This window comes from Tenacibaculum insulae (assembly GCF_964512435.1).
GTDB classification, from domain to species: Bacteria; Bacteroidota; Bacteroidia; order Flavobacteriales; family Flavobacteriaceae; genus Polaribacter; species Polaribacter insulae_A.
On the sequence record NZ_OZ208512.1, the window covers coordinates 1,425,065 to 1,439,743 of the forward strand.

The 14,679-nt window shown below is 29.2% G+C and carries 10 protein-coding genes; 4 read left to right on the forward strand and 6 right to left on the reverse strand.

The annotated features are described in order from the left end of the window. Positions 1-16: 16 nt before the first annotated feature. Complete coding sequence (locus ACN5J5_RS06640) at positions 17-826, forward strand: GLPGLI family protein (RefSeq protein ID WP_418644149.1); 810 nt, start codon at positions 17-19, stop codon at positions 824-826. After that, a complete protein-coding gene (locus ACN5J5_RS06645; RefSeq protein ID WP_418644150.1) occupies positions 810-3,434 on the forward strand; it encodes a carboxypeptidase-like regulatory domain-containing protein in 2,625 nt (874 codons plus the stop codon). The genes ACN5J5_RS06640 and ACN5J5_RS06645 overlap by 17 nt, the downstream gene beginning before the upstream one ends. 59 nt (positions 3,435-3,493) lie before the next feature. Here ACN5J5_RS06645 and ACN5J5_RS06650 read toward each other — a convergent pair whose 3' ends face one another. The 3 genes from ACN5J5_RS06650 to ACN5J5_RS06660 all read right to left on the reverse strand — a co-directional run bounded on the left by ACN5J5_RS06650 (position 3,494) and on the right by ACN5J5_RS06660 (position 6,738). Next, positions 3,494-5,794 carry a M20/M25/M40 family metallo-hydrolase gene (locus ACN5J5_RS06650; protein ID WP_418644151.1) on the reverse strand — a complete coding sequence of 767 codons (2,301 nt, stop codon included), beginning with the start codon at positions 5,792-5,794 and terminating at the stop codon, positions 3,494-3,496. Between the two features lie 61 nt (positions 5,795-5,855). Next, the gene (locus tag ACN5J5_RS06655) at positions 5,856-6,206 is read right to left on the reverse strand and encodes a hypothetical protein (protein ID WP_418644152.1); all 351 of its coding nucleotides are present in this window, start codon (positions 6,204-6,206) and stop codon (positions 5,856-5,858) included. After that, on the reverse strand, positions 6,196-6,738 hold the full coding sequence (locus ACN5J5_RS06660; protein WP_418644153.1) for a GNAT family N-acetyltransferase: 543 nt from the start codon (positions 6,736-6,738) through the stop codon (positions 6,196-6,198). The genes ACN5J5_RS06655 and ACN5J5_RS06660 overlap by 11 nt, the downstream gene beginning before the upstream one ends. 168 nt (positions 6,739-6,906) lie before the next feature. Between ACN5J5_RS06660 and ACN5J5_RS06665 the strand changes: the two genes are divergently transcribed. After that, entirely contained in the window at positions 6,907-7,248 is a 342-nt protein-coding gene (locus ACN5J5_RS06665) for a single-stranded DNA-binding protein (protein ID WP_418644154.1), read from the forward strand. A gap of 61 nt (positions 7,249-7,309) precedes the next feature. Here the strand turns inward: ACN5J5_RS06665 and ACN5J5_RS06670 are convergent, their stop codons facing one another. The 3 genes from ACN5J5_RS06670 to ACN5J5_RS06680 all read right to left on the reverse strand — a co-directional run bounded on the left by ACN5J5_RS06670 (position 7,310) and on the right by ACN5J5_RS06680 (position 13,897). Then, on the reverse strand, positions 7,310-8,503 hold the full coding sequence (locus ACN5J5_RS06670; RefSeq protein WP_418644155.1) for a multidrug transporter: 1,194 nt from the start codon (positions 8,501-8,503) through the stop codon (positions 7,310-7,312). Positions 8,504-8,543: 40 nt separating this feature from the next. Next, a complete protein-coding gene (locus tag ACN5J5_RS06675; protein WP_418644156.1) occupies positions 8,544-11,360 on the reverse strand; it encodes a TonB-dependent receptor domain-containing protein in 2,817 nt (938 codons plus the stop codon). 209 nt (positions 11,361-11,569) lie between these two features. Further along, a complete protein-coding gene (locus tag ACN5J5_RS06680; protein ID WP_418644157.1) occupies positions 11,570-13,897 on the reverse strand; it encodes a TonB-dependent receptor in 2,328 nt (775 codons plus the stop codon). Between the two features lie 110 nt (positions 13,898-14,007). Between ACN5J5_RS06680 and ACN5J5_RS06685 the strand changes: the two genes are divergently transcribed. Further along, positions 14,008-14,667 (forward strand): metal-dependent transcriptional regulator, encoded by a 660-nt coding sequence (locus ACN5J5_RS06685; protein ID WP_418644158.1) that lies wholly within the window; start codon positions 14,008-14,010, stop codon positions 14,665-14,667. Positions 14,668-14,679 lie beyond the last annotated feature (12 nt).

The following is a 14,679-nucleotide window of genomic DNA, read 5'->3' on the forward strand; positions in this document are numbered from 1 at the left end:
TTAAAAACTAAGTTTTATGATAAAAATAATAATACCATTATTTCTGTATTTTACAATTACAACTTTTTCACAAGATAAAAAAGGAGTTGTGTTTTATGGACAAAAAGAAAGTATGGGTATGGGAGCTCCGATAGGTGTTGATTATACATCAGTTTTAGTTTTTAATAACAATGAATCAATTTATATAACAAGAAACGATTCAATAGAAAAGAAAAGAGTTCATGAACAAAAAGTTTTTAAAGATAAAAACAATGTTCATATTGTAACGAAAGCGACTAATAAATATGGATTTAGATATTATACTAATTTTATTAAAGATAGTTTATTTAGCAGAGATATAGGTTTTACTTATATTAAGGAAAAAAAACCTAAAATAAATTGGATAATAACAGAGGAAACAAAAAAGATAGGAAGTTATTTATGTATTAAAGCAACAACGGAATTTAGAGGAAGAAATTACTCTGCTTGGTACACCCCAGAAATTGCAGTAAAATATGGTCCATGGAAATTACAGGGCTTACCGGGTTTAATTTTAGAAGCATATGACACAAAAAAAGAAGTCTACTTTTATTTTAAAAGTTTTAAATATCCAGGAACTACAAGTGTTACCATAAATAAACCTGTAAATCAAAGTCATAAAAAGTGGATTAATTTAAAAGAGTATAGAAAATTTTTAATAAATGCTTATTTAAACTCTATTAATAGTGGAAGGGTTTTTGCAGAGAGTTTTAACTCTTTAGATACAGAACTAAACACAAAGTATAGTCTAAATAACTCATTCATAGAAAATTTTAATATATCTGAATTTTATGATAAGAAAAAGTAATCTTTTTTTTCTTTTATTTTTTATTACACATTTTTTAACTTCTCAAGTTATTAACGTTAAAGGAAAGGTTTTTAATAAACTAGATGAAGAGCTTTCTAATATAGCGGTAATGGTTTATGGAGGAGGTAAATTATTATCTTATGCTTACACCAATGAAAAAGGAGGTTTCTTAATTACTATACAAAAACCTAAATTAGATACATTAAATATAGTAGCTTCTAGTTTAGGTTTTAAAAAAGAAAGCAAAAGAGTTTCTGTATTGAAAAATACAATTAACATTAACTTTATTTTAGAAGAACAAAATGATATATTAGAAGAAGTTGTTCTTGAGAGTTGGGAAAAAATAAAAGTAAAAAAGGATACAATTGTTTATAAAGTTTCCGCATTTAAAGATGGTTCTGAAAACGTTGTAGAAGATTTGCTTAAAAACATACCTGGTATTGAAATTGACTTAAATGGTAGTATAAAAGTAAACGGAAAAGCTATTAATAAATTACTTATAGAAGGGGATGACCTTTTTGATGATAAATATAAATTACTGACTAAGAACTTAGATGCAAGCATTATTAAAGAAGTAGAAGTACTTACTGGTTTTGAAGACAATCCTGTATTAAAAAGTTTTCAAGAGTCGGAAAAAGTAGCTTTAAATTTAAAATTAAAAAACAATAAAAAAAACGTTTGGTTCGGAAATATAGATTTAGGTACAGGAACAGGTAAACGTTATAATACAACTGTAAATATTGGTTTATTAAAAAAGAAAATAAAAATATTTAATTTAACCAATGTTAATAGTATTAGTAAAACAGCTGTTTCTCAAGTTAAAAATACGGAAACTATTAGTTTAAACGGGTTTGACACTAATAAAAAAATTGAAAAAGTAAGTAATGAACTCATAAGTATTGATAATTTATCCTCTTCTAATTTTTCTAATAACGAAGATGTTTTTAATAATTCACTTCTAAACTCACTAAGTTTTGTTACGAACCTATCTAAGCAAACTAAATTAAGAAGTTTAACCTATTTTACTTATGACGAAATAGAAAAAGAAAATGATAATATTACTCAATATTTTATAGAACCTAAAACAATATTTTTCACCGAACAAAATAAAATTGATATTAAAGATATATTATTTTCTACTGAGCTAGAGCTAAAATATTTGTCGAAAAATGAAACATACTTTACATATAATTTTACTTTTGAAAACAATCCAACTAAAACAACAGGAAACCTTATTTTTAACAATGATAATGTTTCTCAATTACAAGAAGATAAAAAATATAATTTTTTCAATCACTTAAATTTTACAAAAAAAATTTCCAATAATACATTATTATTGACGTATACTTATTTAGGTGTAAATAATACGAAACAAAATTATAGTATACAGCCTAATACCTTTAGTGATGTTTTTAATAATGATGAAGATTTAACAATTTATCAAAAAAACAATACACCTTTAACATATTATGGTTTGAACTCGGAGTTGGTTACAAAAACGAATAAGGCAGAGTATGGGATTGAATTTTCTGCCGCTGTTGATAGGGATGAAATCATAGGGAGTTTTAGATTTGAAAATCAACTTAAAATTGACTCATTATCTAATAATATTGATTATATAAATAAAAGAGTTTCTTTAACTGGAAAATATACTTACGATATTTCAAAATTACTCAAAATAAGTAGTTCTTTATCTATATCAAAAAATTATATAAAACTTAACAGTAATAAAAATCAATTCTTTTTTGTAAACCCTAAAATAAGTTTACATTCCAAAAAAACCAAGGTTGGTAATTTTGGAATAAGTTATAGCTTTCAAAATAATTTACCAAATTCAAAATTTTTAACAAATAGTTTTATGTTAAATAATTATAGGACTTTCAATAAAGGTATAAATAGTATTCAACAATCTAATAATCATAGTTTTGGGTTTTATTACACATTTAATAATTATAAAAAGCAATTTTTAATAAATTCATTTTTTACACATAGTTTTTCAAATAAAAGTTATGGTTTAAATAGTTTTATTTCGGAAAATGCTAGTTTTAATCAGTATACTGTTATAAATGGAGCGAAGTTTACAAATTATAACTTAAGTATAACGAGATATTTAAAGAGTATTTCAAGTAGTTTAAAATTAAACACGCAACAATCATGGTCAAATAATCCTGTGATTATCAATGCAGTAACCAGTAAAGTAGTAAATTATAATGCAAATTATAGGTTACAAGGAACGACATATTTTAGACTACCGATAAATTTTAAATTTGGTATTCAATACAATTATTCTAAAGGAGAGTTTAATAAGCAAAATTCAACAAATAATTATTTAGAAAGCAATTTAACTGCAAATCTAAAAATATCTAACAAGTGGTTGTTTAAAATTGAAAACAATTATTATTCAATAAAGTCTCAAAATTATTGGTTCTCAAACCTAAATATAGGTTTTAACCCTGAAAAAAGTAAGTTTTCATACAGAATTACAGCTAACAATTTATCAAACATCACAAAATTCAATGATATAGTTTTATCTAGTTTTCAAAGAAATGAAACTAATTATAAAGTAATACCACGGTATTTTATGTTAAATATTAAATATGTTTTTTAAATAGACGCTGTCTTAAAACTTGTATAAGCTCAAAAGTTTAAATACTTTTTCGGTATAGTTTATAACTTTATTTTTCTTGAACAAATAATAGCATCGTTAACCACAAAAGGCATCGGCATCATTATTTCACTTCGAGGTTTTAAATTAAATTTTTTATTTGATAATAAATCGTACGAAATTTCATTTAATGTAATATCTGGCTGAACATTTTCATCAACAATAAAAGAAATTGTTAAGTCTTTATCAGAATTTGCCATTTGGTATATTAAAAGTGTTCCTTCATCAGCCGTAAATCTTCTTCCTTTATCGTATAAAACTCCGTTTATATTTAATTCTTTTAAAGTAATTTTCTCATTATTATTAAATTCAAATCGATTGATATTTCGTTTTGGAGTAATGGTAAAGCTTAAATTTCTTTCATTATCAATAATTTTATCTTCATTTATTTTGATTTTAGAGAGTTTAAAATTTTTGTTTTCAGTCTCTTTATGAAAGTTAAAACTAGTATTGTATTTGCTCTTACCTTTTATTGATGGTAAATTTCCTTTAAGATAATCGTTCTTAAAAACTTGTTTGGTAAAACCATCTAAAGTTTTGTTGTAGGTTGCCCAATATGAGGTTTTTGTATCTGAATTTTGAATAAAAACAATGCTGTTTGGTTTTTTCTTATCAATCGAAAAACCGCTATTAAAGGTTGCCAATCCGAAGAAAACAATAGCAGAAAATCCAGTAATTTTAAGCCAGGTGTTTTTTTCTTTCTGTTGATGAAAAACAGGAAGAATAAATCCGAAGATAAGTATTAGTAAAAAACCGGAAACAAATAATATTTTTAAACCTAAGGCGATAGGAAATAATTGCACCATTGGCGCAATCATATAAATTGTTGGTATAGAAATTAAGGCAAATAGAGCAGTGCTAAATCTACTTTTAAAATCAGTAAACATTAAAATTGCTAAAATGATTAAAGCAATGTAAACAGGAATAATTAAAAAACCGGCACCGGGTAAACTTTGCGTAATAAAATAATTTACAACAAGCCCCATAAAAATAGGTGCAATAAATAAATGCGTAGTTTTTTGATCTTTAAATAGGTTGTAGGTTTTAAATAAAATCCAACAATTTAAAAACACAAAAGCCATTATATATTGATGTCCGTTGTAGGTAAAGCCATGTAAAATATCTGAGTATTCTGGATGGATTTTTAAGATTAATTCCCATAATCCGTACGATAAGCCAATACAAAGGCTAAAAGAAATTAAGTAAGGAATAAAGCCTTTTAAAAGACCTTTAATTGTTATTTTATCCTTAATAATTCCAAAATAAATAATCGCAATAAAAATAATTAAGGCGAATATAAACATAGGGAAAACCCATGAAAATGGGTAGCTTAAAAGTTTTAAAAACGGAAAGTTTACGTAAATATAATCTTTATCGCTATGAGTGTTTGTTAAATCTGAATTTGAAAAATAGTTAAGAGAAGTAGTAAAATATTCAGCTTGATGTTGCAACGTTTTTTTATCAAGGCGTTCATACGAATCTTGTGCGGTATGGTAATCAAAATGATCGTCAATAAAAGCAAAATTAAATCCGTTAATATCTCCATTTTCTCTAAAAACGGTTAAATCGGTATCGTTGGGCAGTTTTTTGTAAATACTGTACATTAAAGAGTTTGCTGCCGGATAAGTTGGATTAGATTTTAAAAACTCGGATAATATTTTTTTATTCTTTCCGTTTGTTTCCATCAACATATAGCTTGCGCCACCACTTCCGCGGGCTTCAAAATTTAAAACCAATCCAATGTTTTTGGCAAGTGGATGATTCTCAACAAATGCCTGAGCACCTAATAAACCTAACTCTTCAGCATCAGAAAACAGAATTACAATATCGTTTTTTGGTTCTTTATTTTTAGCTAAAAAGGCTCTAAGACCTTCTAAAATTGTTACCACACCAGAGCCTGCATCGCTTGCGCCTAATGATGAATGTGGATTAGAATCGTAATGAGTTAAAAGTAATAATGCTTTTCCGTTTGATGTACCTTTAATTTTAGCAATTATATTTTCGGCAGTTGTGCTGGCTCTCCATTTTTTATTTATGGCTGTTTGCGTTTGAATTTCAGCAGTTAAACCTAGTTTTTTTAATTCATCAATAATATAATTTTGAACAATTTTATGCTCGGGCGATCCCGTATGATGTGCCTTTTGAGAAATGTTTTTTAAATGATGAAGCGCATTGTTAATAGAGAAATCAGTAATTTTTAATTCCGTTTTATCAGAAGATACTGTGGGTGTTATATCGCTATAACTCCAATAAACGGTTAAAACAACAATAATAACAGCAAGTATATTGTTTAATGATTTCATAGTAAATTTTTAAAAGCCTATAAAAATAGGTAAAATAATTGTTTATTTTATTGATTAACAGTTAATCTTGCTTAACTAATAAGAATAATTCATTTTCTAACTCTAAATAGCCTTGATCATAAACATAATAATAAACATTGCCTGTTTTTGTTTGATAAATTGAGGTAATAAATTTAAAATCGAATCCTTTATCAAATAATTTTCGTCTAGTTACTTTTGTTTTGCCCGAAACATTAAGTTCGGTTAGTATTTTGTAATTTTTACGTAATCTATTATTTGTATTTCTAATTAAATTTTTACTTTCTTTATTTACCTTATTATTATAAGTATTTCGGCAATAATCAGAGCAGAATTTTTTATCAATTCTGCCAATAACTTTATCTCCACATTCTAAGCACTTTTTATTTTCCATAATCGGTTTTTTTTAGTTGATACCAATTAACTTTTACTTCTTTATAATCAAATTCGTTTACAAATTGAAGTCCGATTTTTCTTAAAATTTTATTTGAACCAATATTTTTAACATCAGCTGCACTGTAAATAATATCATAATTCATTTCTGTAAATCCGAAATTTAAACAAGCAATAGCAGTTTCAGAAGCATAACCTTTGCCCCAGTATTTTGGAATAAAACGATAACCGATGTCAATAAAATTTTGATAACCGTTTAATTTTTCTTTTTCTCCGGTATTTAATTTTAAGCCAGACCAACCTATAAAATTTCCGCTACTTTTTTCTATACAGGCAAATCGTCCAATCCCTAATTCTTTGTATTGTTTTTGAATAAACAGAATGTTTTCTTCGGCTTGTAACTTTGTTTTTATCGGGTTGTTACCTAAATATTGATGTACTTTTTGGTTTGAATCTAATTCGAAAATACCGTTAACATCCGATTTTTTAATCTCTCTTAAAATTAATCGCTCAGTTTCTAAATAAAACTTCATAGTTATCTATTTGAAAACAAAGGTATTAAAATTAATTAAATGTTTACATTCATTTGTAAGCGAAAACAAACGATTACTAACCGATTTTAATTTAAGTTGTGTTTCATCTTTGCAAAGTCAATTCGTTTGAATGGCATGTCTTAACTGTTTAACAAAAAAATAAATACGATGAACGCACTAAAAAACAAAGTACAGTTAATAGGAAATTTAGGAAAGGATCCTGAGATTATTACTTTAGAAAGTGGAAAGAAATTAGCAAAATTTTCAATAGCAACCAACGAGGTTTATAAAAATTCGGCAGGAGAAAAAGTAACAGATACACAATGGCATAATCTTGTTGCGTGGAATAAAACTGCCGAAATTGTTGAAAAATATGTAACCAAAGGAAAAGAAATTATGATTGAAGGAAAATTAACTTCACGCTCTTATGAAACTTCTACAGGAGATAAACGCTATATAACAGAAGTTATAGTAAATGAACTTTTAATGTTGAGTTATAATAAAAATTAGAAAGTAAAAACCTCAAACCATTATACATAGTTTGAGGTTTTTTATGATTAAAAAAGAAGTTTTACTGTCTTGTCCAGTTTGCTCCCCAAGAAGCATAATCTGTACCAGTTGCAGCAGTGTTTTCTGTTACAAAATCAGCATTAGCAAAAGCAACACCTGTATCGTTTTTTACTTTTACAGTAACGTCATCAAATTTTACATCAGTAGCTTTTAAGTTTCCGTCTGTTACACCTTTACCAGTTGGGTTATCTGTATCATCACCATCAAGATCAAATCCTTCTGCAAAACCGATTAGTAAAACGTTTGAAAAAATTCCTTGAGTACCTGCTCTTAAACGAATTGCTTCGTTAGCTGTACCAGAACCTAAACCTTCAATAGTTACATTGGTAATAGTTGGTTTAGAAAAGAAATTAGTACTAGATAAGTTTCCGATGTCTGTATTGTATCCATCACATTCAAATCCTTTATCGTGGTCCGTTCCGTGCTTTACGTAAGCATCAGTAATAGTACCTGAATATCCTTCTGTCCAGTCGATAGAATCATCTTCAGCATTTACTACAGATACGTTACTTACGTTTACTGTACCACCAAAAAACTCAACACCATCGTCTTTTCCTTCAAACATTTGAATGTATTCTACCGTAGTTTTGTTACCAACTCCGTAGAAAGAAAATCCGTTATTTTCAGATGATCCATCTGCTTTACCACCAGAATATTCTACTCTTACATAACGTAATGTACCAGAATTATCATCAGCAATATCACCACCGTAAGGTAAACTTGCAATTTCTGATGTAGAAGTAGCAGTACCACCTGTTACCGAGTTAATAGGTGCTTTACCTAATAAAATTAATCCACCCCAATCACCTGCATTTGGTGTTGTTGCATTAGAAGTAAAAATAATTGGTTGACTTGCAGTACCTTCTGCCATAATTTTTGCTCCTTGAGCAATTGCTACATATACATCGGCACCAGTTGCAGCAGTTTTAATTACTGTTCCGGCAGGAATAGTTAAAGTAGTTCCGGCTTCAAAAATTGTTGGTCCGGTAACTAAGTAAGATTTAGTAGCATCTAAAGTTAAATCAGCAGCATAATTACCGTTAATTTCAATAGCATTATTGTTTGTTGATCCGCCACCAGTAGTATTATTTGTTGTACTGTTGTCATTAATAATAATATCAGCAGTATCGTCATCTCCACAAGAAGTGAATACTGTTGCAGCTAAAGCTAATCCTAATAAAAAATTATTTTTCATCGTTTTAAAGTTTAATTGTATTTTAAGTTATGTTTTTGTGTTAAAATTTATATTTAAGTCCTAAGCTAATATTGGTTCCTCTTTTATATTCAGATAAAACCACATCGCCTATTGATGTATTTTCACGTACTCTTTTTATTGATGGATCTAGTAGATTTTTGGCTTTTAAGGTTACTTCTAGTTTTTCGCCAAACTTGTTTTTCCAAACAAAATCTAGTGTTGGTATTCCTTTTTCAATAATATTCCCTAACGAACCAGCACCTAAGGCATCTATTCTGTCTGAAAAGTAAGAGAATACTAAAGAGGTAATAGGTTTGTAGTTTTTAAAATGTACAGGTGTATAATTTACGTTTGCGTTGATTAAAAAAGGAGAAGCTCCTTGTAGCTCGTCGCTATCTCTATTAAAAGTAGTACTGTAACCTGAAACTCCGCTTACATTTTCTTTTAAATCTTGATTGGTGTACATGTAAGTAAAATTAAATCCGGCAGCTAATACTGTATCTTCATCGTCGTTTTTTACAATGTTTTTACGCGCTTCAAGTTCAATACCTGCAACGGTTGCTTTATCACCAGATCTAAAATAACGTTGGTCTCCGGCAGCACTGTTTGCAATTACTAAGTTTACAGGATCGTTAATTTGTTTACCAAATAAACCAACCGAAAGTAATTCGTCTCTAGAAATAAACCACTCGTATTTTAAATCTAAATTAAAGATTTTAGAGTATGATGGATTGTTTAATAAATCTGGATTACCACCCACTCTTTGTCCGATACCTTCGTAAATAAAAGGCGCAACTTCTTTAAATTCTGGAACTGATACTGTTTGACTAAAGTTAAAACGTACGTTTTGATCTTCGTTTAAAGCATATTTTACGTTTAAACTAGGTAAGAAAAAGGTTTCAGAAGCATTTCTAAATCCAGGATCGTTTGGGTTGATGTTAATTACGTTGTAAGTAATATCTTGATTAAAAGATTCTACTCTTACACCAGGAACAAACATCCATTTTTCGCCCGCTTTAATTTCAGCAGAAACAAAACCAGCGTGTATGTTTAATTTACCATTATAAGTATTTTCGTCTAAACCAGGTAAACTTGCAATGTTGCTGTTTTGAAAACCAGGTAATTTTCTAAAAACATCTAGTTTAAATAACTTTCCTGTGTCATTTTTAAATATCTGTGCGTTGTTAACATTAAAAATAGCATCAAAATTATGTACATCTGTTACCGCAAACTGCTTATTTAAAATATCGTAACCATATCTAATATTTTTAAAATCTCTTTCTTTAGTTCTTCCGTTATATCCGAAGTTAAACGTTAATTTTTCATTAGCTTTATAGGCTAAACTAACTCTACTATTTAACTCTTCATCGATAATTTTTTGAAAATAACGTTGGTTGTCAAACGAGTTGTTAGTGTAAAATACAGCGTTTGTATTTGGATCGTTGTCTAAGGTGTTTTGAAAGTTTTCTAAACTAATTCTTTTTCTATCTGGTTCGTGTGCAAATACGTTGTTATATCCAATTCCCCAGCTTACTTTAAATTTACTGTCTTCAAATTTATGCTCTCCAGTTAATTGATTTACAAAAACTAAATCTTGATTGTACTGTACATTCATTTGGTAAAAACCTTCATCAGTATTTCTTAAAGCATCTCTGTTTTTACCTAAACCTCTATATCCGTAGTAACCAACTTCATCACCAGAATTATTTAAAAATAGTGAAGTAAATTTTACTTTGTTATTACTATTAATTCTATACAAAGCACTTAACATGGCTGTTGTTGAGGTTGAATATTTGTATTCTTTTGCGTTTGGATATTCTTTTTTAAATACGTTCGAAAAATCAACCAATGGTCCTTCTCTATATTCAAAATCCCTACTAAAAGAAGCAGTTCCGAAAAGGCTTAATCTAGATTCATCTTTAAAATCGAATGATTTACCAGCGTTAATTCCGATTGAATTATTAATTGGACTTCCTGTATTTACAGGATCCACTCCGTGGGAAAGTACTACCGCAAACGGATCGTGATTAAAACGATTGTAATAACCAAAATTACCAGTTCCTTCACTTTTCTTAAAATCTTCGCCCATTGCTCTAGAGTTTACACCTGAGCCAACATTTACTTCAATAAATCCATTTCCTTTGTATTCTTTTGATGATACATCGATATTACCTGCGGCAAAATCACCATAAAAATTAGAAGAATAAGCTTTACTAATAGATACGTTTTGAATAATATCCGAAGGAAATAAATTTAAATCGATGTTTTTCTTTGCAATATTATTTGAAGGTAATGAAAGTCCGTTCATAGTTGTGTTTAAATAACGATCTCCCAATCCACGAACATATACATTGCTAGAGCCTTCTTGTTTAGAAACTCCTGATATTTTAGCAACAGCTCCTGCAGCATCAGAAATACCTTTTGCCGATAATTCTTCGGCACCAATACTTTCTTTAATTACAACAGCCTTTTTTTGATCTAATAATAAAGCACTCGCTTTATCTTTACTTGTGCTGGCTTTAATTAATACTTCATCTAAAGCAACACCTTCATTAGCGCCTAAAGATTGACTAACGGTTAAAACTTCATTAGCTTTAACAATAATTTGTTTTTCTATAGTTTGATAACCTACAAAACTAAAAACAATGGTTTGGTTTCCTACAGGAACGTTAAGGGTATATTTACCATCAAAATCGGTTGTAGCTCCGATTGAAGTTCCTTTAATAAAAACATTGGCAAAAGGCAATGCTTCGTTGTTCATCTCTTTATCTGTAACGGTTCCAGAAACAGCTCCTTTGTCTTGTGAATAAACAAAATTGCAAAGGCTTAAAAGAGTAATTACTATTAATTTTTTCATTATAACTAACTTGAGTTCTTAAATACACTGCAAATCTGGTGTTATATTGTAAAACTAATGTTAGGAGTAAATTATGCTTGTTTTATTAGAATGTTTATTAAATGTTAACCAAAGTGGGTTATGTTACGGGAGTATTAATTGTAGATTATGCTAAAAGAGGAAAACTTATGTAAGTTTCCCTCTTTTAGTATGTTATAGGTGTTAATGAGTTATTTAAATATTTTAACTCCTAAGCTGTAAGTTCTAGGATTTGCAGGCCCGTATATAAAATTACTATCACGTTCTTTACCAATATCAAATTTAGATTGATAATGGTCGAAGATGTTTTTAATACCAGCTGTAACTTCAATATTGGTTTTTAGTTTTTCTACTTTAAACTTATAGCTAGTGTTGATTCCTAAATTAAAAAATGAAGGAGACTTAAAGTATTCATCTTCAATTAAGTTATTAGTTGATGCTAAATGAAGCACATTCATGGTGCCAGTATACACTAAATTTAAGGCTGTTTTAAATTTTTGATTTGGTGTAAAAGTAGCCGTAGCATATCCGTAAGTAGTAGGTGTGCGCAAAAATTCTTTTTTAGGCGTTAAAATATCCGAATTATTTACAGCAGTATTATAGGTACTAGATTGATAAGTAAATCCTGCATCAAACTGAATAATTCCGTCGTAGTTTAATCGAGTTTCTAAAGTAATTCCTTTAACTACAGCTCCGTCACCATTTCTTTTTTCAAAAACTTCTCCAAACTGATCTTCTCCAATAGCTTCTAAATAAAAAGCATCTTGTAGGTTTGTGTAAAAACTCTCAACCGTAAAACCATAAATATAATGTTCGGTTGGTTGGTCATAATTAAAAGAAACCGTGTAACTATTAGAGCGTTCTCTTTTTAAATTTTCAGCAAGTTGAACTCTTGATATTCCTCCACCAGCAAAGGCAATGTGCAAATCGGTATCAAAAGCTTGCGGAGCTCTAAATCCGGTTCCCCAAGTAGCTCTTAATTGTGTTTTATTAAAAGGTTTAAATAATAAAGAAACTCTCGGACTCGCAACATTGTTAGTGATATATCTTCTAGTTCCATCTTTTTTTAAGGCATCTAATTTGTGATAATCATAACGTACTCCGGCAAGTAAATTCCATTTATCATCTATTTCCCAATCGCTCTGAAAAAAGAAACCATAGTTTTGGGTAACCTGATCTACGGTGTATTGATAAGCCGTAATTTCGTCGTACACATCGTCTTGCACAAATTCAGTTCCCACTGTTAAAACATTATTACCTTTTAAAAAGGCATCTATTTTATGGTTTAATTGTAATCCACCTTGTAAAGTTGTGGTTTCAGAATTTCCGTAAGGCGGATTTACCAAGTGGTTCATGTCTTCTGGGGTGCCAATGTCAGGTCTTATTCCTGTATAATGTTCTCGGTCTGTGTATTGTGCTGAAAAATAAGTAATCAGCGAACTTTTATCTTCATTAAAATTAATTTGATAATCAACATTACCAGCATATACATCGTGCGTTCTTTCTTCGGATTGAAGGGCAAAATGAGGTGCGTTTTTAATCATTTCGCCTCCGTAACGATATTCATTCATTTTACTAAAATTAATTTCTAGTTTTTGATTTTCGGTAGGTAAAAAAAATAAATTCGTACCAAATGAGTTATTTTTTAACTGCGGAAGTTCAGAAAAATTATCGCCATTAGCGTCGTAAATTTCTCGAGCTCTATTATTGATAAAAAACGAAATACCAGCATTTTTATCCTCATTAACAACAGTTGCATTTCCGCTAATAATATGGTCAGAAGTACCTTTTAAATTCTGATAAGTATATCCAATACTATAATCATCTTTTTTAGGAATATTGGTAATTACATTTACCGTTCCGCCAATAGCACTCGAACCATATAAGGCAGATCCGCCACCGCGAACAACCTCAATACGATCAATCATATTTGTCGGAATTTGCTCTAAACCATACAAGCCAGTTAACGGACTAAAAATTGGGCGACCGTTAATTAATATTTGCGAATATCCGCCAGCCAAACCGTTCATGCGTAACTGTGTGTAATTACAAGTTTGGCAATCGGTTTCAACACGTAACCCTGTTTGAAATTTTAAACCTTCAGATAAGTTACAAGCTTGTACGTTGGCTAAGGTTTCGCTATTAATTACATTTACAATTACAGGATTTTTAGTGCTTCGCCTGTCGGTTCTTGTACCAGTTACTGTAACTTGATCAAGTAAGTCGTCGTGTTCAGTGAGCGTAAAATTCACTATTTTTTCTTCGGATGATTTTACAGTAATGTTTTTTCTGTTGGTTAAAAACCCGATAGATGAAGCAATAATAACTAAGTTTTTTTTGATGGTTTTTAATTCATAATTACCATTTTCATCAGCAACTACACCTGTATTAGTACCTTTAATAACAAGGTTTGCAAAAGAAATAGCTTCTCCTTTTGTATTGGTTATTTTTCCCTTAATAGTTTGTGCATTTACAAGTGTAGTTGCAAGCAGAATAATTAAAAATAAGTGGTTTTTCATCAGGTGGTTGTGAATTGAAATTTTTGCAAATGTAAACATATTTTTAGTCTTGTCTAAAAATATGTTTTTATAAATCAAAATTTATATATTTGCATATCTAAAAAAACAAGATGTTTAGTCAGTCTGAAGAAAATTATATAAAAGCTATTTATCATTTAGCAACCGATTCTAAAAAAGGAATTAGCACCAATGCAATTGCTAAAAAATTAGCGACAAAAGCATCTTCGGTTACCGATATGATTAAAAAACTATCCGACAAAAAAGTGGTAGTTTATAAAAAATATCAAGGAGTAACATTAACAAGTTTTGGAAAAAAAATTGCTGTAAACATTGTAAGAAAGCATCGTTTATGGGAGGTTTTTTTAGTAGAGAAACTAAATTTTTCTTGGGATGAGGTTCATGAAGTTGCAGAGCAGTTAGAACATATAAAATCACCAAAATTAATTAATGAGTTAGATGCCTTTTTAGGGCATCCTAAAAGAGATCCGCATGGAGACCCAATTCCTGATAATGAAGGAAATTTACAGGTTATTGAAAAAAGTTTATTATCAACCTTAATAAAAGGAGAAAGCGGAGTTTGTGTAGGTGTTGACGATAGTTCATCAGAATTTTTACAGTTTTTAGATAAACAAGGAATCGCTTTAGGAAAACAAATTAAAATAATAAGTATTGAACCTTTTGATGGTTCTTTTGCAATAGAAATGGAAGGGCAATTGCTTACGATTTCAAATAAAATTGCGAACAATTTATACATTCAAAAAACAACATAATTTTTAAAACAA